This is a genomic window from Streptomyces sp. NPDC058274 (genome assembly GCF_042881375.1).
GTDB lineage: Bacteria > Actinomycetota > Actinomycetes > Streptomycetales > Streptomycetaceae > Streptomyces.
Window position 1 is genome coordinate 347,184 of the sequence record NZ_JBHVXW010000007.1, and the last position, 22,157, is coordinate 369,340.

At 70.7% G+C, this 22,157-nt stretch carries 19 protein-coding genes; 11 read left to right on the top strand and 8 right to left on the bottom strand.

The genetic code is table 11. From position 1 onward, the window contains the following. Positions 1-39 precede the first annotated feature (39 nt). The 3 genes from ACFVYF_RS17585 to ACFVYF_RS17595 form a co-directional block, all read right to left on the bottom strand. A complete protein-coding gene (locus ACFVYF_RS17585) occupies positions 40-519 on the bottom strand; it encodes a carboxymuconolactone decarboxylase family protein (RefSeq protein WP_389456180.1) in 480 nt (159 codons plus the stop codon). Positions 520-521: 2 nt separating this feature from the next. Then, positions 522-1,595: a dihydrodipicolinate reductase gene (locus ACFVYF_RS17590; protein ID WP_389456181.1), complete on the bottom strand. Its 1,074-nt coding sequence runs from the start codon at positions 1,593-1,595 to the stop codon at positions 522-524. Between the two features lie 187 nt (positions 1,596-1,782). Further along, entirely contained in the window at positions 1,783-2,160 is a 378-nt protein-coding gene (locus ACFVYF_RS17595; protein WP_389456183.1) for a BlaI/MecI/CopY family transcriptional regulator, read from the bottom strand. A 281-nt stretch (positions 2,161-2,441) separates the two neighbouring features. Here ACFVYF_RS17595 and ACFVYF_RS17600 point away from each other — a divergent pair, with 281 nt between their 5' ends. Beyond that, positions 2,442-4,151, top strand: a complete 1,710-nt coding sequence (locus tag ACFVYF_RS17600; protein ID WP_389456184.1) for a glycosyltransferase — start codon at positions 2,442-2,444, stop codon at positions 4,149-4,151. Next, entirely contained in the window at positions 4,148-4,927 is a 780-nt protein-coding gene (locus tag ACFVYF_RS17605) for a polysaccharide deacetylase family protein (protein WP_389456186.1), read from the top strand. The genes ACFVYF_RS17600 and ACFVYF_RS17605 overlap by 4 nt, the downstream gene beginning before the upstream one ends. A gap of 74 nt (positions 4,928-5,001) precedes the next feature. Here ACFVYF_RS17605 and ACFVYF_RS17610 read toward each other — a convergent pair whose 3' ends face one another. Then, complete coding sequence (locus ACFVYF_RS17610; protein ID WP_389456188.1) at positions 5,002-6,138, bottom strand: sulfite oxidase; 1,137 nt, start codon at positions 6,136-6,138, stop codon at positions 5,002-5,004. Positions 6,139-6,294: 156 nt separating this feature from the next. Here ACFVYF_RS17610 and ACFVYF_RS17615 point away from each other — a divergent pair, with 156 nt between their 5' ends. Continuing rightward, positions 6,295-6,729: a cupin domain-containing protein gene (locus tag ACFVYF_RS17615; protein ID WP_389456190.1), complete on the top strand. Its 435-nt coding sequence runs from the start codon at positions 6,295-6,297 to the stop codon at positions 6,727-6,729. Between the two features lie 130 nt (positions 6,730-6,859). Here ACFVYF_RS17615 and ACFVYF_RS17620 read toward each other — a convergent pair whose 3' ends face one another. After that, on the bottom strand, positions 6,860-7,480 hold the full coding sequence (locus ACFVYF_RS17620) for a hypothetical protein (RefSeq protein WP_389456191.1): 621 nt from the start codon (positions 7,478-7,480) through the stop codon (positions 6,860-6,862). Positions 7,481-7,755: 275 nt separating this feature from the next. Here ACFVYF_RS17620 and ACFVYF_RS17625 point away from each other — a divergent pair, with 275 nt between their 5' ends. The 4 genes from ACFVYF_RS17625 to ACFVYF_RS17640 all read left to right on the top strand — a co-directional run bounded on the left by ACFVYF_RS17625 (position 7,756) and on the right by ACFVYF_RS17640 (position 10,963). Next, positions 7,756-9,231, top strand: a complete 1,476-nt coding sequence (locus ACFVYF_RS17625) for a helix-turn-helix domain-containing protein (protein ID WP_389456193.1) — start codon at positions 7,756-7,758, stop codon at positions 9,229-9,231. Between the two features lie 129 nt (positions 9,232-9,360). Beyond that, a complete protein-coding gene (locus tag ACFVYF_RS17630; protein WP_389456195.1) occupies positions 9,361-9,861 on the top strand; it encodes a hypothetical protein in 501 nt (166 codons plus the stop codon). A 300-nt stretch (positions 9,862-10,161) separates the two neighbouring features. Then, positions 10,162-10,332: a hydrophobic protein gene (locus tag ACFVYF_RS17635; protein WP_383289982.1), complete on the top strand. Its 171-nt coding sequence runs from the start codon at positions 10,162-10,164 to the stop codon at positions 10,330-10,332. Positions 10,333-10,393: 61 nt separating this feature from the next. Beyond that, positions 10,394-10,963 carry a Dps family protein gene (locus ACFVYF_RS17640; protein ID WP_389456196.1) on the top strand — a complete coding sequence of 190 codons (570 nt, stop codon included), beginning with the start codon at positions 10,394-10,396 and terminating at the stop codon, positions 10,961-10,963. A gap of 138 nt (positions 10,964-11,101) precedes the next feature. Here ACFVYF_RS17640 and ACFVYF_RS17645 read toward each other — a convergent pair whose 3' ends face one another. Beyond that, entirely contained in the window at positions 11,102-12,037 is a 936-nt protein-coding gene (locus tag ACFVYF_RS17645; RefSeq protein ID WP_389456198.1) for an anti-sigma factor RsbA family regulatory protein, read from the bottom strand. After that, positions 12,034-12,327 (bottom strand): STAS domain-containing protein, encoded by a 294-nt coding sequence (locus tag ACFVYF_RS17650; protein ID WP_389456200.1) that lies wholly within the window; start codon positions 12,325-12,327, stop codon positions 12,034-12,036. The genes ACFVYF_RS17645 and ACFVYF_RS17650 overlap by 4 nt, the downstream gene beginning before the upstream one ends. Before the next feature lie 312 nt (positions 12,328-12,639). Here ACFVYF_RS17650 and ACFVYF_RS17655 point away from each other — a divergent pair, with 312 nt between their 5' ends. From ACFVYF_RS17655 to ACFVYF_RS17670, 4 genes are all read left to right on the top strand, one after another. Further along, positions 12,640-13,521 (top strand): RNA polymerase sigma factor SigF, encoded by an 882-nt coding sequence (locus tag ACFVYF_RS17655; protein WP_389456202.1) that lies wholly within the window; start codon positions 12,640-12,642, stop codon positions 13,519-13,521. Between the two features lie 397 nt (positions 13,522-13,918). Continuing rightward, positions 13,919-18,196: a HAMP domain-containing protein gene (locus tag ACFVYF_RS17660; RefSeq protein WP_389456204.1), complete on the top strand. Its 4,278-nt coding sequence runs from the start codon at positions 13,919-13,921 to the stop codon at positions 18,194-18,196. Between the two features lie 208 nt (positions 18,197-18,404). After that, complete coding sequence (locus ACFVYF_RS17665; protein WP_389456259.1) at positions 18,405-20,798, top strand: SpoIIE family protein phosphatase; 2,394 nt, start codon at positions 18,405-18,407, stop codon at positions 20,796-20,798. Between the two features lie 240 nt (positions 20,799-21,038). Next, a complete protein-coding gene (locus tag ACFVYF_RS17670) occupies positions 21,039-21,389 on the top strand; it encodes an STAS domain-containing protein (protein WP_389456205.1) in 351 nt (116 codons plus the stop codon). 237 nt (positions 21,390-21,626) lie between these two features. On the opposite strand, the gene ACFVYF_RS17675 is transcribed toward ACFVYF_RS17670, so the two are convergent. Beyond that, the gene (locus ACFVYF_RS17675; protein ID WP_389456207.1) at positions 21,627-22,058 is read right to left on the bottom strand and encodes a MarR family winged helix-turn-helix transcriptional regulator; all 432 of its coding nucleotides are present in this window, start codon (positions 22,056-22,058) and stop codon (positions 21,627-21,629) included. Positions 22,059-22,157 lie beyond the last annotated feature (99 nt).

Here is a 22,157-nt window from a genome sequence, read left to right on the forward strand (position 1 = left end):
GTGCGGCCCGTTGCCCGTCCCGGCCGCTCTCACGTCACCTCAGTGCGTGGGCAGTACGCACACCGCGTCGAGGCCGAGGACGTGGTTGAGCCGGCCGAACGCCAGCCATGAGCCGATGCTCATGCTCAGTTCCACGATCTCGCGCTGGCTGTAGTGCGCGGTCATCCGCGTCCAGAACTCGTCGTCGAGCCCGTGGTGGTCGAGGGCGTACCGCTCGGCGTACTCGGCGGCCAGCCGGGTGCGGTCGTCGAAGGCGTCGGTGCCGCGCCACTGGGACACCGCGTCCGGGAACTCGTCCTCGACCTTCTCGCCGTCCCGTTCGGTCCGCCAGTCCAGGCAGAAGAGGCAGCCGTTGATCTGCGCGATGCGCAGTCGCGCGGCCTCGAACTCGCGCAGCCCCAGCGTCGTGTGCTCGTACACCGACAGCGAGAAGTTGGCGGCGGCCATGCCGATGCCGGGGACCATCTCGCCCCACACGTATCCGATCGGTTCCTGGCCTTCGGGGATGTCGATCTGCATGGTCATTTCCTTCCGAGTCTGCCGACTGCGGGACGCAGCGGGACGTCGAGCGCGTCGTAGAGTCCGGGTTCGGCGTCCACGAGCCAGTCGACGGCGCCCACCAGCCGGCCGACGGCGGTGGCGTTCCCGCCCGCGGACCGGTTCTCGCCCTCGTCGGTGGACTCGATGGTGACCTCGATCCTGGGACGCCCCTCGATGATCACGCGATGCGCTCCGTCACCGTCGGGCGGCGTCGGCCAGTCCGGGGCGCAGGACGCGTGGATGCGGGTGACATGCTCGATGACGATGCGGGGCTCACCCTCGACGATCCCCTGCACCTCGAACCGCACCGCGCCCTGGGTACCGGCCGCGAATTCGCCCATCGTCCGCGTACTCACCGTGGACTCCAGCGCACGGCGGTCCATGGTCTCGCGGATGTCGTCCAGTTCGACGCCGAGGGCCCTGGCCATCAGCCGTATCTGCCCGCCCCACACCATGGTCGGGATCGACGGCGCGAGCATCAGCGGCTCGAAGTCCATCGGCTGTCCCATACCGACCAGACAGCGAACGGATTCTTCCTGCTCGTACGTCGAGTAGTCGAAGATCTCCTGACAGCGGATGGCGTCCACCGTGGTGCCAAGTCCACTGATCAGCAGGGGCAGTACGTCGTTGCCCCAGCCCGGGTCGACACCGGAGACGAACAGCGAACCGCCGCCGTCCGCGATGGCCGCCAGCACCGGATCCCGGAACTCGGGCGGGGCGTTGCGCTGATCGTAGAGCGGGTACAGCGCGGGCGTGACGACGACGGCACCGGACCGGATCGCCCCGCAGATGTCGGCGAGGGCGTCGTCGGGCCGGATGTCGCCGGACGCCGCGTAGACCACGGCGCCGGGGCCGGCGGCCAGTACGGCGTCGATGTCGTCGGTGGCCGTGACGCCCAAGTGATGGTCGAGTCCGCCGAGTTCGCCGGCATCCCGGCCTACCTTGTCGGAGTTGTGGACGAGCACTGCCGCGAGTTTCAGTGCCGGGTGGGCCTCGACGGCGCGGATGGCCGCGCGGCCGACGTTGCCGGTACCCCACACAACCGTGGAAATCATGCGCGGAGGGTAGCGACAGGACCTCCAGGTTCATAGGGCCATGACGCAGGGACTGCCGAGGTCGGGCGAGCGGACAGCTCCCCGGGGACCGGCCTTTCCCAGGAGCGACAGCCGTTCCCGTGCACAGCACTCTCCCCAGGCCCTGCCGTCACATTCCCGTCTGCCCCTCTGCCTTCCGGAAGACCCGTCAATCCTCGCGCTCGTCCAACAGTCGCTTCAGCAAGCGCTCGTCGTCCTCGGAGAGTTCGGAGACGAACCGGGCCAGCACCGCGCCGCGGTCCGACCTGCGCTCCAGCAGCGATCGCATCTGCTCGGCGGTGTGCGCGGCTTCGCTGCGGAGGGCCTCGTAGGCGTAGCCCCGGCCGGCCCTGTGGCGGGACAGCAGCCCCTTGTCGAGCAGGCGCGACAGGATCGTCAGCACCGTCGTATAGGCCAGCTCCCCCGGCAGCCGGGCCTTGACCTGGGCGGGGGTGAGCGGCTCGTCCACCGACCAGAGCGCGGCGAGGACGCTGCTCTCCAGCTCGCCGCGTGCCCGCCGGCGGCCGCCGCGGCCCTCGTCAGTCATACCGTTCCCGCCTTCCTCGTACGCGCATCGATCCAGTGACGTGGTATTTCCGCGGCTTCCGAGGTCAGGACCCATGAACTGGGCCCGGATCGGTAGCGTCCGTAACGCCCACGTGTGCGGCGGCGTGCTCGCGCCCGGGCAGCCGTTCAATCTACTACTTCTTGTCGAACTCTTGCCGAAACAGCCGCTGATTCTCAGACGCCGCAACTACTACATGTTGTAGTTTTCTCGCGCCCGGCCGACCTGTGCCTGTGCAAACCCTGACGTTCGGAGGTCGCTTCATGGTGCCTGTCGGCAGTCGGAAGGCCGAGGACGCGCGAGCGTCCGGGGCCGCATCCGTTTCGCTCCCGCACACGGCCGCCGGCCGGCCGGGCCGGATCGTGATCATCTCCGCGAGTGTCGGCGCGGGCCATGACGGCGCCGCCGCCGAACTCGCCGGCCGACTGTCCGCCGCGGGGCACCCAGTGGACCGGCACGACTTCCTCGACCTCCTGCCCTTCGCGGTCGGCCGCTTCATCAACAGCGGTTACCACCAGCTGCTGACCCACGCCCCCTGGGTGTACCAACGGATCTACAGCGTCACCGACCGCGCCGCGGGCACCGGTCCGATCGCGCGTGCCCTGCTGCGTCTCGCCGAGCGGCGGACGCTGGCCGTGCTGCCTGCGGACACCCGTGCGGTCGTCGCGACCTACCCGGGCGCCGGCCAGGTACTCGGCGCGCTGCGCCGCCGCGGCCGTCTCTCCGTACCCGCCCTGACCTATCTCACCGACTTCTCCGTACACCCGCTGTGGGTGGCCGCCGGAGTCGATGCCCATCTCGCGGCCCACGCCGTCCCCGCAGACCAGGCGAACGCACTGGGGGCCGCGCGGGTCACCGTCTCCGGACCGCTCGTCAGCCCTCGCTTCACCCCTGCCGACGCCCGGCAGCGACAGGCCGCCCGGGATCGGTTCGGACTGCCGCGCGACGTCCCGCTCGCACTGCTCGTCGCCGGCTCCTGGGGCGTCGGCCCCGTGCAGGAAGCCGCCACGGAGATCCTTGCCGGTGGGGCCGCCGTACCGGTCGTGGTGTGCGGTCGCAACGAACGCCTGGCCGCACGGCTGAGATCGGCCGGCATCGAGCACGCCTACGGCTGGGTCGATGACATGCCCGGCCTGATGCACGCCGCCGACATCCTGGTGCAGAACTCCGGCGGGCTCACCTCGCTCGAGGCCTTCGCCTGTGGACTCCCGGTGATCAGCTACGGCTGCATACCAGGGCACGGCCAGACCAACGCGGCCGCTCTGCACGAGGCGGGGGTCGCCGTGTGGATTCGCCGGTCCGGTGACTTGGCACCCGCCCTGGCCGCTCTCCTCGAAGGCACGGCCGGCCGGAGACAGCGCGCGGCGGGACTGGCACTGTTCGCCGACGAGCCGGGCAGCGGGCCGGTGGCCGAGGTGCTGCGGGCCTGCGAAGCCGCGGAAGCCCCGCTGCGCATCGCCGGACACGACCACACCACGGCCCGCATCGCCGGACACGACAACCCCGCGGCCCGCATCGCCGGACCGCGCGCCATCTCACCCCGCGCCGCCAGTCGGCCCACCGTCGCGTCCCGCCCCTCCCCCGCTGCCGCCCGGACGACCGCGGGCCTCGCCGTCCCGGCCGCGGTCCGCACGGCAGCGGCTGCGTTCAAGGCCGGCGCCGACACCCCTGAACCGCGGGTCTCGGCCGGGCGATCGGCGGCCGCTCGAATACGCCGGCCGCGCGGCAGGGGGTTCGCCGCAGCAGGCAGGTCCCACCGCCTCCGGGCCGCGTACCGGCGTACCGTCCTGCCGCCCAGTCCGGGCCGGCAGCGCAGGATGGCCGTAGCCGTCCTCGCGGCGACCACGCTGTGGGCCGGGGCGATCGGAACCGGGATCGCCGTGACCCATCAAGGGCCCGCCGTCCTCCAGGCCGTCCACCACGGCCTGCACCACCTCGACTGGGACGAGGCCGACGAAGGGCCGCGCACGTGAACTCCACCCGTCTCGCGCGCGCAGCCGCCTGCGCTCTTGTTCCCGCCCTCGCGGCCCACGCGGCTCCGGTCATCTCCACCTTCGGCCCTCTGCGCAACCGTCTGATGCCCGGCCTCGCGGCACAGGGCAGGCCCGACCACGTGGCCTTGACCTTCGACGACGGCCCCGATCCGGTGTCCTCCCCGTTCTTCCTGCGACTGCTGGCCGCCCGGAAGGTTCACGCCACCTTCTTCCTCCTCGGCTCGGCCGCCTCCCGCTCGCCCGGCCTCGTCCAGGAGATGGCGGCCGCCGGGCACGAGATCGCTCTGCACGGCTGGGGGCATCGCATGCTCCTGCTGCGCGGCCCCCGCTCCACCTACGACGACCTCGCCCGTGCCCGTGACACCGTGGCCACGCTCACCGGCCGGGCACCCCGGCTCTTCCGTCCGCCGTACGGCGTCATGACCCTGTCCGCCCATGTCGCCGCGCGACGACTCGGCCTCACCCCGACGCTGTGGACCTGCTGGGGTGAGGACTGGCGGGCCGGAGCCACTGCCGACACCGTCCACCACACCGTCACCACCGATCTCCGCGGGGGTGGCACGATCCTGCTCCACGACTCCGACTGCACGTCCGCTCCCGGGTCCTGGCTCAGCACGCTCGGCGCGCTCCCCCGCATCCTGGACACCTGCCGGCAACGCGGCCTGCGCGTGGGCCCCTTGCAGGACCACGGCACCCGGCCCGCGGCTCCGGGTCCGGCCCTGACGTCAACTGGGCAGGCGGTCCATGCACGTTGAGGCAACGTCAAGCAGGCCGCAGTCGTGTGCGCCTCGAAGGGGTCAGCGTCCTCAGGGCGCCCACAGCCGCGGCCTCAGGCGGCGTCGTCGGGTTCGTCGGCGTCCAGGCAGAGCACCGGTACCCGCTGGACGAGGTTGTTCGCGAACCCTCCTCGGTTCCACGGCTGGCTCAGGGGCTGGATGTTGCCCCCGGCGTCGGTGGCCCGGGCGCTGAGCACATGGCTGCCCGGTACGGCGATCCAGTCGAAGCGCCATCGGCGCCAGGCCCAGCGGTTTCCGCCGGCCGGCTCCAGCTCGGCCTCGGACCAGGAACGCCCCTCGTCCGTGCTGACCTCGACCGAGGTCACCGGCGCCCTGCCGGACCAGGCACGCCCCTCCAGCGCCACGCGGCCCGGCCGGACCACCCGCGCCCTGGACATGAAGTCCGGGAAGCCGGGCGGGACCAGCAGGGCACGCGGGGCGATGCGGGTGACCGGATCGCCCTCGTCGTCCGCCTCCTGCCGGAGCCGGTAGGCCACCGACTGCTGGAATCCGGTGAACGGGGTGTCGGTGACGGTGATGTGGTGCAGCCATTTCACGTGCGCCATGCCGTACCAGCCCGGTACCACCAGCCGCAGCGGATGCCCGTGCTGTGGCGGCAGCGCGGCGCCGTTCATCTCGTACGCCACGAGGACCTCGGGGTCGGTGCCGCGTGCGGTCTCCAGGGCCAAACCGCGCTGGTAGTCCTGCTCCACCCCGCGCTCGACTCCGTGATCGGCGCCGGTGAAGACCACGTCCCCGGACCCCGGCTCGGCGCCCGCCTCGTCGAGCAGCAGCCGAAGCGGCACTCCCGTCCATTCCGCGGTGCCGACCGCCTCGACGAGCCACGGCTGGCTCACCGGCCGGGGCTCCAGCAGGGCCCGGCCGTTCCCCGCGCACTCCATCGTCACCCGCTCGGTGACCGCGGGGTACGACCGCAGCTCGGCGAGCCCGAGCCGCAGCGGCTGCCGCACCCGGCCACCGACCGTCAGCCGCCACCGGCCGGCGTCCACTGCGGGGATGTCGTAGTGGGTCAGCACATAGTGCAGCCCCGGTGGGGTCACGTCGTAGCGCAGCGCTTCCAGTGGCAGACCGTGGTTGCGGGCCGCGAGGGCCAGTTCCTCCTGGCTGATGCCCTCCTGCGGACGGGCCAGCCGAGGGGGACCGCTCACGTCACCCAGGCGAGGAGTCATGCCCTGATTGTCCCTCTCCGGCGCGGTGGGGGCACCAGCGGCGACAGCGCAACCGCGTACCCCTGCGATGTGTGCGGCTCCAGGGGTTCGCGGGCGTGCCTGCCGCGGAATATAGGAGAGGAACTCGCGCCCCTCGCCTCCCAAAGGACTCCCTTCATGCGCACCTTGCCCCGTACGGGACTCGCCGCGGTCACCGTCCTGGCCTCGGTCTGCTTCGGCGGCACCGCCCATGCGACCCCGCCGGGCCCAGGCGTCACCGGCAGGATCATCGCCCGGACCACCGTGGACGGCAGCGACTACATCCTGCGTGAGGTCACCCTGCCGCCCGGCCAGAGCACCGGCTGGCACTATCACGACGGACCGCTGTACGGCCTGGTCAAGGAGGGCACCCTGAGCCACTTCGACGCCACCTGCGCCTCCGACGGCGTCTACCGGCAGGGGACCACGATCACCGAGCCCAGCGGGGCCGGTCACGTGCACATCGGCCGCAACCTCGGCACCACCCCAGTCGTCCTGGAGGTGCTCTACGTCCTCCCCCATGGAGCCCCGCTGTCCGAGGACGCCGCCAATCCCGGGTGCTCCTTCCAGTAGGCGGCCGCACGACGCGTACGGCTCACCCCGCCGCGGCGGATCGGCCGCGGCGGGGTGAGCCGTCTTCTTTACGAGCCGGCCGTGGTCCGTCCCCCGAATCAGCGGACCACGACCTGTCCTTGGGGCCGCGTCAGTACAGCTTGTTGACCGCGGTGGTCGTCGTCTTCTTGAACGCGCTCACCGGCGCCGCGGTGAAGTCGCCCAGCGCCGCCCATTCGACCACCGTCACGGCATGGCCGTCGCGGCCGACCGACAGCAGGCGGACGTCGTCGGCGCCGAAGGAAGTGGTCGTGTGCAGGCCGTACACGTGCGCCCCCTCCTCGACCGGCAGAGTGCCGTAGTCGCGGACCTCCGCGTCCGTTCCCGGGTTGGACTGCTCAACCGTCGTGGCGCACTTCTTGAGTTCCTTGTTCAGCCGTGCCGCAAGGCTCTTCGCCTTGGCCTCGTCCTTGACGACCACGGTGAGCTGACGCGCGTTCGTGTCGAGGTCCGTACGGAACTCGCGGTAGCGCGAGTCGTATCCCGCGAACGTCTCGGGGAAGCACAGCAGCAGCTGCTCCGGCACGCCACCGGTGACCTTGCCCGCCGTCCACGACGAGGTGGGGTGCGGCGGCAGTTGGGCGGCCGACAGGAACGCGGGCGAGGCGCTCGCCCGCACCGCGGCGCCGGCCGGAGCGCCGGTCACCGTGCCGATGACGAGGCCGGCGGCGGCGAGGGCGCCGAACGCGGTGAGTCGGGTGCGCATGGTCATGGGTGTCCCCTGTTTCTGTGTACGTGAGTCATCGGGTGCCCGCACCGCCGGACACGTGGTGGTCAGCCGTCCGGGAGGTCATTGCGGCGGCGGTCGGTGCGACACCAAGAGCATCAGCGGCCGCAACGGTCCGGCACAAGAGCTCACGCCCGGCCCGCCACGGTGGAACCATCCCAGGCCATCTGACGTGCACCTATGTGAGTGCCTGGGATGCCGTCCCAGGACAACTCAGGGGCCCGCCAACGGGGACGGGCACGGAAGGTCACGGGGGAAGCGTGTCGACTCACGACGACGTCGAGCAGTTCGCGGCACTGCTGCGCCGTCTCAAGGCCCGCACCGACCGCAGCTACGGTTCCCTGGCCCGCCGGCTGAACATGAACACCTCGACGCTGCACCGCTACTGCTCCGGCGACACGGTTCCTCTCGAGTTCGCCTCGGTGGAGCGATTCGCCGCGCTGTGCGGGGCGTCGCCGGACGAGCGCATGGAACTGCACCGGCTGTGGATCCCGGCCGTGGCGGCGCGCCGGCGGTCGCGGCCTCCGCTCGCTGACACGACCGCTGCCGTCGAGCCCGCCGACGGGTCCCCGTCCGCCGGGCCGACGGATCCCACTGACGGCGCACTCACGCCGGACGCCTCGAACTCCTCGGACACCGCGGACGCGTCAGAGCCGTCAGAGCCGTCAGGCCCGTCAGAGCCCTCAGACACCACAGACGCGGTGGACCTCTCAGTCGACCTGACCCCCGCGACAGACCGAGCAGCGCCGTCCTCCGGCGAGAGAGCCGTGAGCGACGCGGCACTCGGCGAAGGCGGCCGCCCGGCCGACGCACGGCGCACGCCCGGCCCGCTCGGAACCCGTCGGCGCGCCCTCGTCACCGCCGCCCTGGCGGCCACGCTCCTCGCCACCGTGGCCGGCCTGCTCGCCCTGCCGTCCGGTGACCCGGGCGCCGACGCCGCCGAAGGCACCGGGCCCACGTCGTCGGCGCCTCCCGCCGCCCGGCCGCGCCCCACACCGAGCACCGGCAAGTCCGCCAAGAACGTGCGCCCCTCGGCATCCGTGAAGGCGTCCGCGTCCCCCTCCCCCCGCACCGGCTCCTCCGGTGACCCGAAGGAGAAGAAGGGCCGGCCCGCCGCCGTACCGCTGACCTGGACCGCCAACTCGCAGGTGTGGCAGTCCGGTTGTGACCACACCTACCTCGTCGACAAGCCGGCACAGCAGGTTCCGCCGCCGCCGGCCGCGCAGGACGCGGGCACCTGGGCCCAGTCCCAGGGTGCCGTGCACGGGCGGCAGACCCTCGTGGAGATCTCGGTCCAGGGCCGGACCTCCGCGGCCGTGGTCCTGGAGGCACTGCGGGTGCGCGTCGTCGGCCGCGCAACGCCGTTGCCGTACAACGCGTTCCGGATGGACAACGGATGCGGAGGAGCTCTCACCCCGCGCTCCTTCGACGTCGACCTGGACAAGGACCGCCCTGTCGCCCGGTCCGTCGCGGGCAACGACAGCGGTACGACGATCCCGGCGATGCGCCTGCCCTACCGGGTGTCCGTCGAGGACCCGGAGGTGCTGCTGGTCACCGCCCGGACCGAGAACTGCGACTGCCGCTGGTATCTGGAACTCGACTGGTCGGCCCAGGGACGCACCGGCACCACCCGCATCGACGACCACGGCCGGCCCTTCCGCACCAGCGGCACGACAGGCCGGCCCCAGTACACGTACGACACGACCGGACGCAGCTGGATCCATTACGACGACTGACGGCGTCACACAGGATCCGGCCCCGTCCTGCAGCGACCGCCGGCAGGCGGGGCGCCTCGGCGCGGGGACGCCCGGTGCCGTACAGGACCCCTCGGCCGGGACTCCACCGGAGGCTGGCACACTGCCGCCATGGCATCGCTGACTCCCGCGCGCGCACTCGTCCTTCTCACCAGCGGGCTCACCTGCCTCCTGGCGGCCACCGCCGGCCTCATCGGCGCGCTCCTCAGCGGTGCGGGTGCCGCTCTCGCCGCGGCTGCCTGCGCGGCGGGGGCCGGCGCGGTCGGCGCCCTTCTCGTACGACGGCGCGCCCTGGCCGGTTTCGCGGCGGCGCAACGGCAGGCCGGGGCCCGCGGTTACGCCGAGGGCCTCGCCCACGGCGTCCTGGTACAGGTCGCCGCCTACGAGGCCGCCGTCTTCCCGCGTTCCGGTCCGAGTGGCGTGACACCGGAGGAACGCGCCGCGCGCCGTACCCTCGCGTACCGGATGGCCGCGCTCGACGAGGTGTCCGAGTCGGTCAGGAAAGCCGCCGCCGATGTGCTCGCCGTCCTCGACCGGGCCGACCGCATGCTCGCCGAGGAAGCGATGACACAACTGGCGGCCGTGGTCCGCAAGGAGTACGTCCGCCTGTGAGGCGTGGGGCCCCGCGGCCGTCGTGAAGGGGCATGGCCCCCACAGCCGTCGTGAAGGGGCATGGCCCCCACGGCCGTCGTGACGGAGTACGTCCGCGTGCGCGGCGTGGCCCCCGGACCGTCGTGCCCGTACCGCAGTGCGCGGAGACCAATTCCTCAGTTTCGCAAAGGCCTTTCCGGGAACTCCCCCGGCTTGGTGACGGCCGCGGCGCGCTCATCGGCCGCATTCCGTTTCCGCTTCGAGGGGCGTGCGTGTAGCCCGAAAGAACCGGGGCACCAGTGGTTCTGGAGGTTGATACTAATGGTTCCCATTCTGCTGGTTCTTCTGCTCGCCCTGCTTCTTTTCGGTGCCGGATTCGCCCTCAAGGCACTGTGGTGGCTGGCGGTCATCGTGCTCGTCGTCTGGCTGCTCGGCTTCGTCATCCGTCCGGGAGCGTCCGGTGGGCGCCGCGGCCGCTGGTACCGCTGGTAGCCGCCGCATCCACCGGGGCGGCAGCCCCCTCTGTTGAAGCCACTCGGGAAGGAGAAACACCATGTCCACAGACGCAACCCCGAAGTACACGGTCCCCGGCCTCAGCACGCAGGACGGCGGACGGGTCATCGAACTGCTGCGTATGCGACTGCATGCGCTCAACGACCTTTCACTCACTTTGAAGCACGTGCATTGGAATGTCGTCGGGCCCCATTTCATCGCCGTGCACGAAATGCTCGACCCCCAGGTGGATCGCGTACGCGAAATGGCCGATGACGCCGCGGAACGCATCTCCGCCCTCGGCGGTGTGCCGGAAGGCACCCCCGGCGTTCTGGTCGCCGAACGGACCTGGGACGACTACGACGTCGGGCGGGCCGATGCCATCGCCCACCTCGGCGCTCTCGACCTTGTCTACACGGGAATCATCGAGGCCCACCGCGCGGCGCTGACCGAGGTCGGCAAGACGGACCCGGTGACGGAGGATCTCCTCATCGAGCAGCTGCGCTCTCTCGAGCAGTTCCAGTGGTTCGTCCGCGCACACCTCGAGAGCTCCGGCGGAACCCTGTCCACGGCCGGTTCACACACCGAGCGCCAAGCGGCACAGGACGCCCAGCAGGGCGGCACACGCTAGCGGACAGCACTCCGCGCGGCGGAAAGCCCTTCAGCGAAGGCCCGGACCCGGCCATGGGTCCGGGCCTTGCGATGTGCCCGGCGGCCGTGGACCTCTGCCCGCCGGCGCGCCCCGAAGTGCGCGCCGAGGGCTGCGGGCTCAGCTGAGGGCGAGGTAACTGCGGACCGTCGTACCGAGCTCGCCGGAGTGCACGCGGACGAGGTCGGAGAGGAAGTGCACGAGGAACAGGCCGCGGCCACCCAGCTGTTCGGGACGGATCGGGTGCCGGCCGGCCAGCGGATCGGTGAACCGCCCGTCGTCCTGCACCTCGCACACGATCTGGCCGTTCTCGGCCCAGATCCGCAGCGTCCCCGAACCGCCGCCGTGCACCACGCTGTTGGTCGTCAGTTCCGCGACGATGAGGGCGAGGTCCTGCACGCGCACGCGGCTCATCCCGCGAACCGCCGCCTCCTGGAGCGCGAAGTCGCGCGTGGTCGGCAGGGCGTCGGCGTCGAAATGGACCGCCGCCGCTTCCGGCGGATGACGCAGCACTTCGTTGTAACGCGCGAGTACGTCCTCGACGGCGTAGGCCCTGCTGGCCTCCTCGCGTCCCTTGTCGATGACGACGGGATGCGTGGCCTGCGCGTCGGCGATCACGTCCGGGGACAGCGCCTTCACGTCGTAGGGACACAGGATCGTCACGTCGCGCCCTTGGAACGCCATGTTGATCAGTGCCTCGTGCTGCACACAGGCCGGATACTCCACCGCGGAGCGCCCGGCCCAGATCGGCTCCCCGATGATGCGCACGCGACCGCCCGTGCGGGCATCGGCGAACTTCCGCAGGACCGACGGGATGATGCGGCCGGGGTTCCGGCCCGCCTTGGTCATGTCGACGAAGTGCACCTCGGACGCGGCCGCACCGAGCCCCGCCCGGATCACCGCCAGCCGGTCGGGGGGCGCGGCCACCGCGACGGGTTCCGCGGCGGCCATGCCGTCCAGCAGGAACGGCACGGTCCCGTCCACGTACTCCTGGTCACCGCGGTAGAACAGCGCGGGGTGGACGAATGGCTCTATGGGGATGGCCGTGTCCGTCATGCAGCCACCTCAATAGTCCGAAGTTCTGGCCAGAAGAGCTGGAGGATGCGGGCGAGTTCGGGCGGCGGCCGCTCCAGGACCAGCCGCTGCTTGTCGTCGAGGGTCTGTGCGGTACGCACCAGTTCGGAGGCACCTGCGACATCGACGAACGTGATCGCGGACAGTTCCAGGAAGCGGACCTGGTCGGACTGGCTCGCCAGCTGTTCGAGCGCGTGCCGCCAGACTGGCCGGGTGGGCGGGCTGATCTCCCCGACCAGCCGTATTCCGGGGCGCTCCCCCAGCGCGTACATCCGGAGAACGGCGCCTCCGAGATGTGACGGATCAGGGCCCGCCGCCGCGCTGTCACCGCCGTGCGTCATGTCCACCGCCCTCGTATCGGCCCTCAGAATACTCGGGCGTCCCGGCGTTCCGCCGACTACCTGCAGATCGGATGTCCGGACAGGCTCTCGGGAACGCTCGGGGGGCGGACGGGCACGCGTTCCGGCGGGGCTCGCCGTCGTCGGAGCGTTCCTGGATTTTTTCTGGGTTCGGATGGTGTGATCTTCGGGAGCCGGGGCAAGCGGCCTGTGTCATCAATACCTTCGACGAATGGGGTGGACGGCATGGCAGCCGTGACGGCGCTGGAGACAACGGCCACGGCACAGCGGACGGCCGAGGTGATCGGCGAGTGCGAACTTCCCTTCATCGAAGACCCTTCGAAGGTGAAGCCGAAGGACGCGCGCGACCTCTCCCGCCAGTTCTTCGACCGGCTCGCCATGCTCGAGGAAGGCACGCACGAGTTTCAGTACGTGCGCAACACCCTGATCGAGATGAACCTCTCGCTCGTGCGCTACGCCGCCTCCCGCTTCCGCAGCCGGGGCGACTCCATGGAGGACATCGTCCAGGTCGGCACGATCGGCCTGATCAAGGCGATCGACCGCTTCGAGCTGACGCGCGAGGTCGAGTTCACCTCCTTCGCCGTCCCCTACATCGTCGGTGAGATCAAGCGTTTCTTCCGCGACACCAGCTGGGCGGTGCACGTCCCCCGCCGGCTGCAGGAAGCCCGAGTCGAGCTCGCCAAGGCCACCGAGGAACTGCAGACCCGCCTCGGCCGGATGCCCACCGTCCGCGAGCTGTCCGAGCTGATGTCGCTGCCCGAGGAAGACGTCATCGAGGCGCGCAAGGCCGCCAACGCCTACACCCCCACGTCCCTCGACGCCGCCCTCGTCAGCAACGGCGCTGCGGACGGCGACGGTGTCCTGGCCGACTTCATCGGCACGGAGGACGCCTCGCTGGAGCTCGTCGAGGACTTCAATTCCCTGGCGCCGCTGATCGCCGAGCTGGACGACCGCGAGCGTCTGATCGTGCACCTGCGCTTCGTCGAGGAGCGCACCCAGGCCCAGATCGGCGAGGAGCTCGGCATCTCGCAGATGCACGTCTCGCGGCTGATCACCCGCATCCTCAAGCGGCTCCGTACGGGCCTGCTGGACCCGTCGGTCGCCTGACGACGCCCGTCTATCACGGCACCCGAAACCGCCGTGCCGCTCCACGGGCATCCGCCCGGTGGAGCGGCACGGCGGTTTCCGCTCGTAAAGGGGTCCGCTCGTCCGCACCCGGCCCAGGCCCCTCGGGCAGCCGGGACCGAAGCAGAGAGAGAGGGTCCTGTGTATCCCCTTCCGGCGCGGTCATGCCTGATTCCGACAACTTTTTCTAGTGGCCGCTGAGATCCCCTTCACCGCTTTGTTCGTCGCATGATTTGTGGGTTAGCCTTCGGCGTATTTTTCTCCGTGGGCACTGTGGTGAACTGCGGAAATCTCACGGACGGCCCTTGGGGGCGGTCCGTGGTCCGGCGTTGTTCCGAGTCCCGACCCGGGACTCCTGGGGAGCGGAACGAGGGTACGCATGACCGTCACAACGACTGAGCCTTCAAGCCGGACGCCGGGCGAGCAGGAGCTGCGTCAGTTGCTGGCCGGGCTGACCGCCGTGCGCGACGGCGACTTCGGCACCAGGCTTCCCGACGAGGCCGGCGGCCTCCTGGGCGACATCGCCACGGTCTTCAACGGCATGGTCGACCAGTTGTCGGTGTTCACGTCCGAGGTCACCCGCGTGGCGCGCGAGGTCGGCACGGAAGGAACCCTCGGCGGCCAGGCGGAGGTCCCCGGGGTCTCCGGGACCTGGGCCGATCTGACCGATTCCGTCAACGCCATGGCCGGGAATCTCACCACGCAGGTCCGGGACATCGCCCAGGTGGCCACCGCCGTGGCCAAGGGTGACCTGTCGCAGAAGATCGACGTCCCCGCCCGCGGCGAGATCCTGCAGCTCAAGGAGACCGTCAACACGATGGTCGACCAGCTCTCCGCCTTCGCCGACGAGGTCACCCGCGTCGCCCGCGAGGTCGGCAGCGAGGGGCGCCTCGGCGGCCAGGCCCAGGTGCCCGGCGTCGGCGGGGTGTGGCGGGACCTCACCGACTCCGTCAACCTCATGGCGGGCAACCTCACCGCCCAGGTCCGTAACGTGGCGCAAGTCACCACGGCCGTGGCCAAGGGCGACCTCTCCCAGAAGATCACCGTCGACGCCCGCGGCGAGATCCTCGAACTGAAGAACACCATCAACACGATGGTCGACCAGCTCTCCGCCTTCGCCGACGAGGTCACCCGCGTCGCCCGCGAGGTCGGCACCGACGGACGCCTGGGCGGACAGGCCGACGTCAAGGGCGTCAAGGGCACCTGGCGCGACCTCACCGACTCGGTGAACTTCATGGCCGGCAACCTGACCGCCCAGGTCCGTTCCATCGCCCAGGTGGCCACCGCAGTCGCCAAGGGCGACCTCTCCCAGAAGATCACCGTCGACGCCCGCGGCGAGATCCTCGAACTCAAGGACACCATCAACACGATGGTCGACCAGCTCTCCGCCTTCGCCGACGAGGTCACCCGCGTCGCCCGCGAGGTCGGCACGGCGGGCAATCTGGGCGGGCAGGCCACCGTACGAGGGGTCTCGGGCACGTGGAAGGACCTCACCGACAACGTCAACGTGATGGCGTCGAACCTGACCGGTCAGGTCCGCTCCATCGCGCAGGTGGCCACCGCCGTGGCCAAGGGCGACCTCTCCCAGAAGATCACCGTCGAGGCGAAGGGTGAGGTCGCGGCTCTCGCGGACGTCATCAACACGATGGTCGACACCCTGTCCGCCTTCGCCGACGAGGTCACCCGCGTGGCCCGCGAGGTCGGTACCGAGGGACGCCTCGGCGGCCAGGCCCACGTACCGAACGTGGCGGGCACCTGGAAGGACCTCACCGACAACGTCAACTCGATGGCCAACAACCTCACCGGCCAGGTGCGCAACATCGCCCTGGTGACGACCGCGGTGGCCAAGGGTGACCTCTCCAAGAAGATCGACGTCGACGCCCGCGGCGAGATCCTGGAACTCAAGACCACCATCAACACGATGGTCGACCAGCTCTCCGCGTTCGCCGCCGAGGTCACCCGTGTCGCCCGCGAGGTCGGCAGCGAGGGACGGCTCGGCGGACAGGCCGAGGTGGAAGGCGTCTCCGGCACCTGGAAGCGCCTGACGGAGAACGTGAACGAACTCGCGGGCAACCTCACCCGCCAGGTACGCGCGATCGCCGAGGTGGCGAGTGCCGTGGCCGAGGGCGACCTGACCCGCTCCATCAACGTGGAGGCGTCGGGCGAGGTCGCCGAGCTCAAGGACAACATCAACTCCATGGTGGAGTCCCTGCGCGAGACCACCCGGGCCAACCAGGAGCAGGACTGGCTCAAGACCAACCTGGCCCGCATCTCCGGCCTCATGCAGGGCTACCGCGACCTGGATGTCGTCGCCGAGCTGATCATGGACGAGCTCACTCCGCTCGTCTCGGCGCAGTACGGCGCCTTCTATCTCGCGGAGGAGACCGGCCACGGGACGGATCTCAGGCTCGTCGGGTCGTACGGATACCCGGACGACACGGACCGGCCCGCCCGGATCCGGATGGGCCACTCCCTGGTCGGCCAGGCGGCCCGGAGCCGCCGTGCCATCACGGTGGACGAGCTGCCGCCGGGGTACGTGACCATCTCCTCCGGTCTCGGCCACGCGGTGCCGACAGCGCTGGTGGTGCTGCCCATCGTGGTGGAGGAACAGGTCCTAGGCGTCATCGAGCTGGCCTCGGTCTCCCGCTTCACGCCGGTCCACCAGACCTTCCTCGAGCAGCTGATGGAGACGATCGGTGTCAACGTCAGCACCATCGTGGCCAACGCCCGGACCGACGAGCTCCTCGGCGAGTCCCAGCGCCTGACGGCCGAACTGCAGGCGCGGTCCGAGGAGTTGCAGGTCCAGCAGGACGAACTGCAGCGCTCCAACGCCGAGCTGGAGGACAAGGCCTCGCTGCTCGCCACCCAGAACCGCGACATCGAGGCCAAGAACCTGCAGATCGAGCAGGCCCGGCAGGAACTGGAAGCGCGGGCCCAGCAGTTGTCGCTGGCCTCGAAGTACAAGTCCGAGTTCCTGGCGAACATGAGCCACGAGCTGCGCACGCCGCTCAACAGCCTGCTCATCCTGGCCCAGCTGCTGGCCCAGAACCCGTCGCGCAATCTCACGCCGAAGCAGGTCGAGTACGCGGGCATCATCCACTCCGCGGGCTCCGACCTGCTGCAGCTGATCAACGACATCCTGGACCTGTCGAAGGTCGAGGCCGGCAAGATGGACGTCTCTCCGGAGCGGGTGTCGCTGCGCCGGCTCCTCGAATACGTCGAGGCGACCTTCCGGCCCATGACCTCGCAGAAGAGTCTGGACTTCACGATCAGCACCGCGCCCGGCGCGCCCGGCGATCTGCTCACGGACGACTCCCGGCTGCGGCAGGTGCTGCGCAACCTGCTGTCCAACGCGGTCAAGTTCACCGAGCAGGGCAGCGTCGAACTGCGCATCGAGCCGGCGGCGGGGCAAGAGGTTCCGGAGGGGGTGCTGCGCGGCGGGAGCGTCGTCGCCTTCCGGGTGAAGGACACCGGTATCGGCATCCCGGAGCAGCAGCTGGAGACCATCTTCGGCGCCTTCCAGCAGGCGGACGGCACCACGAGCCGCAAGTACGGCGGCACAGGTCTCGGGCTGTCGATCACGCGGGAGATCGCCCACCTGCTCGGCGGCGCCGTCGCCGTGGACAGCACGCCCGGCAAGGGCAGCACCTTCACCCTCTTCCTGCCGGTGGCCCGCCCCGACTTCGAGGAGCTGCTCAGCGGCGGCCGCGCATTGGAGGCCGCTCCGGTCGCGGAGACCACCGACGCGGTGGCGGTACGCCGCCCGGTGCCCGGCCCGGCCGGGCCGCCCCGGCGCAACCGGCGCCGGCTGCTCGTCGTGGAGGAACGTCCGCGCGGCCTGCTGACCCTCGTCGCCGAGAGCGCGGTCGGGGATCTCGCCCTCAGCCGTGACGACAGCGACGCACGCAGGACCGTCGACGTCATCACGGTCATGGGGGCGCAGGAGGCGGCGAGCGCGCTGGCGGCCGAGCCGTGCCACTGCGTCGTCCTCGAACTGGGTATGCCCGAAGGGGAGGCGGCCCACTTCCTGCAGGCCGTCGAGGGCGACGCGGCGCTGGGGAACGTTCCCGTGCTCGTCCACAACGGCAACCGCGTGGACCTGGCCCAGGAGCAGACGCTGCGGTCCCTGTGCGGGGACCGGCCGCTCGAATTCCTCTCCAGCCTCGACGAGTTGCGGGAGCGCATCGCCCTGCATCTCTCCGCCGACGAGCCGGGGGACGTACTCCCGCTGGTCCGGGCCGAGGAACCACAGCAGCAGAACGCCGAGTTCGTCGGCGAGATGTTCCACGGCACCACGGTGCTCGTGGTCGACGACGACGCCCGCAACCTGTTCGCGCTCAGCGGGATTCTGGAGCTGCACGGATTCCAGGTCCTGCACGCGGAGAACGGCCGGAAGGGCATCGAGACCCTGATCAGCCGTCCCGACATCGCGCTCGTCCTGATGGACGTGATGATGCCGGAGATGGACGGGTACGCCGCCACGGCCGAGATCCGCAAGATGCCCCAGTACGCCGATCTCCCCATCATCGCGGTCACCGCCAAGGCGATGCCCGGCGACCGGGAGAAGAGCCTTCTGTCGGGGGCGAGCGACTATGTGACCAAGCCGGTCGACACCGACGACCTCATCGCCTGCGTCCGACGCTGGCTGAGCGTGTGACATCGGAAGGTGTCCGCCCGGTTCGAAAGGCCGGGCGGGCGCCGTCCCGCACCGCACCCACTCTCCCCCGCGCCAGCGAGCGTCCCAGCCGAGGAGCAACCGCACAGTGAGCAACACTCCTGAGCAGCCCGTTGAGCCGGGCCCCGGCGAACTCCCGCCCGAATCCGCCGTCTCCCCCGTGCGGTCGGATGCTGCGGGCTCTTCCGCGCTGCCCGCTAACAAGGACTCCGCCGCGGCAGAGTCCGCGGGCGGGCTCTCCGGTGACTCGTCGCCGTCTCCGGTGGGCAGGCTGGCGGCCACGGTGGAGCGGCTGCGTCGCGAGGTGCAGGCCGCCCAGGCCGAAGCCGACGGACGCGCCTTGATCGAACTCGCCAAGGGCATCCTGGTCGAGCGGCTCGGCTGCGGGCCCGCGCAGGCGGCCCGGCAGCTGGCCGAACTGACCGAACAGGGGAAGGTTCCCCTGCTCGAACTGGCCGTCGACGTCATCAATCAGGCGGCGCGCGACCGGCTTTCGGAGGTGACCGATACGTTCCTGTCCGCCACGGCGGAGGCCGACGCGGACAGCTCCGCCCCGGCCGTACGGCTGCGGGAGGCGGAGAGCGGTGTGCTCGCCGCCGACGACACTCAGGCGGTGGCCGACTCCCTGCTCCAGCACGCGCTGGCGCCCCTCGGGGCGGTGGCCGTGGCGATCTGGGCGGCCGGTGCGGACGGTTCCCTGAGCCTGGCGGGCAGCGCGGGGTTCTCCGCCGCGGAGGCGGGCCGCTGGCGCTATGTGCCGCCGGGCGTGGCAACGGTGGCACGCCGCGCCCTCACGAGTCGTACGACGCAGTGGACCGCGTCCGTGTCGCAGGAGGGTCTTCCGACCATCGGGCACACCCACTATCCCGACGGCGGAAGGGTCGCCGCTCCGGCCAGTGCCGGCGGCCGTATCCACGGTGTCCTGGAGATCGCCTGGCCGTCCCCTCTGCACCCGCAGCCGCCGCAGGTCGTCCGCCAGGTCGACGCGCTCGCCGAACTGTGCGCCCACACGCTCGAGGCGCAGCCGCTCCTGGTCGACAGCCAGAGCTTCCACGGCCCCCGTGTCTCGGCCGGTGTCGCGGAGCTGGTCGATCTGGTCGACGGACTGCACGACCCCTCCGTGGTCCTCGTGCCGCATCTCGACGAGAACGGGCGGCTCTCGGACTTCCGTATCCGTCACGTGAACCAGCGGTTCCTCGACCCCGCCGGCCGGCCCAGCGGTGTCATCAACGGAGCGCTGCTGCTGGAGGCCTACCCGATGGCCGCCGGGGAGAGCGAGCTGTTCCAGCACATCGAGCGGGTCTACGCCACGGGTGAGCCGTTCCGGGCCGAGCGGATGGACCTCACGGCCCTGGTCGACCAGGTGCCGCTGGCGACGGTGGCCGACATCAGCCTCAGCCGGCACGGTGACTCGGTGCTGCTGATCTGGCGCATCGAGGACGAGACGGCACGGCTGGCGAGTCTGCTGCAGCACGCCCAGCGGCTCGGCAGGATCGGCGGTTTCGAGGAGAATCTGCTCACCGGCGAGATCACCTGGAACGGCACGCTGTTCAGCCTGTACGGCCGCCCGACCTCCAGTGCCCCCGTGCCGCTGGAGGAGCTGGCCGCGCACGCCCACCCGGACGACGCCGTCGCCATCGGCCGCTTTCTGCGGACCGTTCTCCACCACAGGAGGCCGGCCACCGCCGCGTTCCGTCTCCAGCGCCCGGACGGGGTGACCCGGCACATCCGGATGGTGGCGGAGCCCGTACTCGACGCCGACGACCGGCTGTTCGTCGTACGCGGGGCCTGTCAGGACATCTCGGCCCAGCACTGGACGGAGGTGGCACTGGCCGCCACGCGCGACCAGCTCGCCCACTCCGAGCAGCAGGCACACGAACGCAACCGGCTGACTCTCCAGCTGCAGCACGCGATCATGCCGCCGGCGCAGGCCCCGCTGAAGGCTCCCGGGCTCCAGGTGGCGGTCCGCTACCGCCCGGCGGAGACCGAGCAGCTGGTGGGCGGCGACTGGTACGACGCCGTCGTCCTGCCCTCCGGCCTGGTCCTGCTGAGCGTCGGCGATGTGGCCGGTCACGGGATCGAGGCGGCGACGAGCATGGTGGTGCTGCGCAACGCGTTGCGCGGGCTCGCCGTGACCGGCGCAGGCCCCGCCCAGTTGCTGTCGTGGCTGAACATCGTGGCGCACCATCTGACGGGCGCCGTCACGGCCACGGCGGTCTGCGGCCTCTACGACCCCGTGCGCCGCACCCTGCGGTGGGCCAGGGCCGGTCATCTGCCGCCCGTTCTGGTCCGCGGCACGGAAGCTGGTCCGCTGTCCCTGCTCAAGGGGATACTGCTCGGCGCCGTACCGGAGGCTTCGTACGAGGAGGCCGAGATCCAACTCGCCGTCGAGGACACCCTGTTGATGTACACGGACGGTCTGGTCGAGCGCCGCGACCGCTCGGTGGAGGAGTCGCTGACCCAGCTGCTGACCAGCGTCCGTACGACCCCCACCACGCTGGACCACCAGCTGGACCGGCTCCTCACGTACAGCCGGTCGGACACCGACGACGACACCTGCATCGTCGGGATCCGGGTGGCGTAGTCACGCCCTCGGGTGCCACGCCGTACCGCACCGTCCGCAGAGGCGGCACACAACCTCCAGGTGTGCATGGCCATTCGAGGGGTAGACGTCGACGTGCTCGCTGCGCCCGGCAGCGGCGGATCTTCGACGGACCGGTGACGTCGAAGGACCGGCGCCGGACGCACCGGGACCATTTCCAGCAGAGGAAATGCCTGACCCTGGCGTCCATTGGAGGTAACCGTGCCGGCCGAACGAGCCCCCGTGTCCATCGACGTGACACTGCCTCGGGAAGGCATAGCCCTGGTCGCGGTCGACGGATACCTGGACGTGGACACGGTTCCTGAGCTGCGCGACCACCTGTCCGATCAGGTGGGGCGTGGTCGCCGTCATCTCCTGCTCGATCTGTCCGCGGTTCCTTTCATGGACTCGTCCGGGCTCAACGTCATCCTCAGGGCCTACAAGGAGACCCGCCGGGTCGGCGGGAGTGTCCGCCTCATCTCCCCCACGCCGACCGTCCAGCGGATTCTGGACCTCACCGGCGTCAACCTCACGGTGGCGGGCGCGACGAGTGTCGCCGACGCTTTGGCGCAGGTGGGCGAAGTCACCCCTTGACACCCGGTCTTCGGGACAGGCTCCACAGCAGAGGCGAACGCCGGGAACCTGATGGCGGAGAGACGCGAACAACAGTTGTCATTTGACAACTGTAGTCGGGAGGCAACAAAGTGATGAGCTGTCGGAGACACGGAGGGGACCAGGAATGCTGCGGTGGCTGAAGCCGGCTGCCGACACCGGCCGACCGCGGCACGCCTACGCGTGCGGGCTGATTCCGGCCGGCGGCATCCCCGCGGGTCAGGCCGTCCGGATGTCCAGCTCGTCGGCCTCGTGGATCTGCGCCGCAGCGGCGGCGCAGAAAGCCTCCAGTCCCCCCAGCAGCGCCGTGCGCTGCGCGGCCGGCATCTGCGCGAGGACCGACTCCAGGGCGCGCTCGCGGCGCAGGCGCAGCTCACTCAGGAACGACCTGCCCCGGCGGCTCAGGAACAGGCGCAGCTCACGACGGCTGATCGCGCCGGGCCGCCGCTCGACGAACCCCACGGCCTGGAGCCGGTCGCAGAGCCTGCTGGTCGAGGGAGGAGTGGAGCCGAGGGCGTCTGCGAGGGTGCGCAGATTGATGCCCTCGCTGTGCTCCAGGATGAACAGCACCCGCAGCTGGGACGTGGAGACGGGAGCCGTCGAGGCGCGTCCCCAGAGGATCTCCAGCAGCTCGGAGGCCTCTGAGGTCACCCGAGCCACCTCACCGGGCTGCGGGCGCGGGCCGGAGGAAGTCACGGTCTCACTCTCCCAGTCTTCTCGAGCACTGCCAGTCCGCCGGAGCCAGGGCCG

What these genes read in the sequence shown, in the direction of transcription:
- ACFVYF_RS17640 (WP_389456196.1), top strand. Translation starts at nt 10,394, where the DNA reads ATGTCCACAGACGCAACCCCGAAGTACACGGTCCCCGGCCTCAGCACG.
- ACFVYF_RS17590 (WP_389456181.1), bottom strand. Translation starts at nt 1,595, where the DNA reads ATGATTTCCACGGTTGTGTGGGGTACCGGCAACGTCGGCCGCGCGGCC.
- ACFVYF_RS17650 (WP_389456200.1), bottom strand. Translation starts at nt 12,327, where the DNA reads ATGTACGCGCTGGGGGAGCGCCCCGGAATACGGCTGGTCGGGGAGATC.
- ACFVYF_RS17620 (WP_389456191.1), bottom strand. Translation starts at nt 7,480, where the DNA reads ATGACCATGCGCACCCGACTCACCGCGTTCGGCGCCCTCGCCGCCGCC.
- ACFVYF_RS17595 (WP_389456183.1), bottom strand. Translation starts at nt 2,160, where the DNA reads ATGACTGACGAGGGCCGCGGCGGCCGCCGGCGGGCACGCGGCGAGCTG.
- ACFVYF_RS17600 (WP_389456184.1), top strand. Translation starts at nt 2,442, where the DNA reads ATGGTGCCTGTCGGCAGTCGGAAGGCCGAGGACGCGCGAGCGTCCGGG.
- ACFVYF_RS17655 (WP_389456202.1), top strand. Translation starts at nt 12,640, where the DNA reads ATGGCAGCCGTGACGGCGCTGGAGACAACGGCCACGGCACAGCGGACG.
- ACFVYF_RS17660 (WP_389456204.1), top strand. Translation starts at nt 13,919, where the DNA reads ATGACCGTCACAACGACTGAGCCTTCAAGCCGGACGCCGGGCGAGCAG.
- ACFVYF_RS17615 (WP_389456190.1), top strand. Translation starts at nt 6,295, where the DNA reads ATGCGCACCTTGCCCCGTACGGGACTCGCCGCGGTCACCGTCCTGGCC.
- ACFVYF_RS17635 (WP_383289982.1), top strand. Translation starts at nt 10,162, where the DNA reads ATGGTTCCCATTCTGCTGGTTCTTCTGCTCGCCCTGCTTCTTTTCGGT.
- ACFVYF_RS17610 (WP_389456188.1), bottom strand. Translation starts at nt 6,138, where the DNA reads ATGACTCCTCGCCTGGGTGACGTGAGCGGTCCCCCTCGGCTGGCCCGT.
- ACFVYF_RS17630 (WP_389456195.1), top strand. Translation starts at nt 9,361, where the DNA reads ATGGCATCGCTGACTCCCGCGCGCGCACTCGTCCTTCTCACCAGCGGG.
- ACFVYF_RS17585 (WP_389456180.1), bottom strand. Translation starts at nt 519, where the DNA reads ATGCAGATCGACATCCCCGAAGGCCAGGAACCGATCGGATACGTGTGG.
- ACFVYF_RS17645 (WP_389456198.1), bottom strand. Translation starts at nt 12,037, where the DNA reads ATGACGGACACGGCCATCCCCATAGAGCCATTCGTCCACCCCGCGCTG.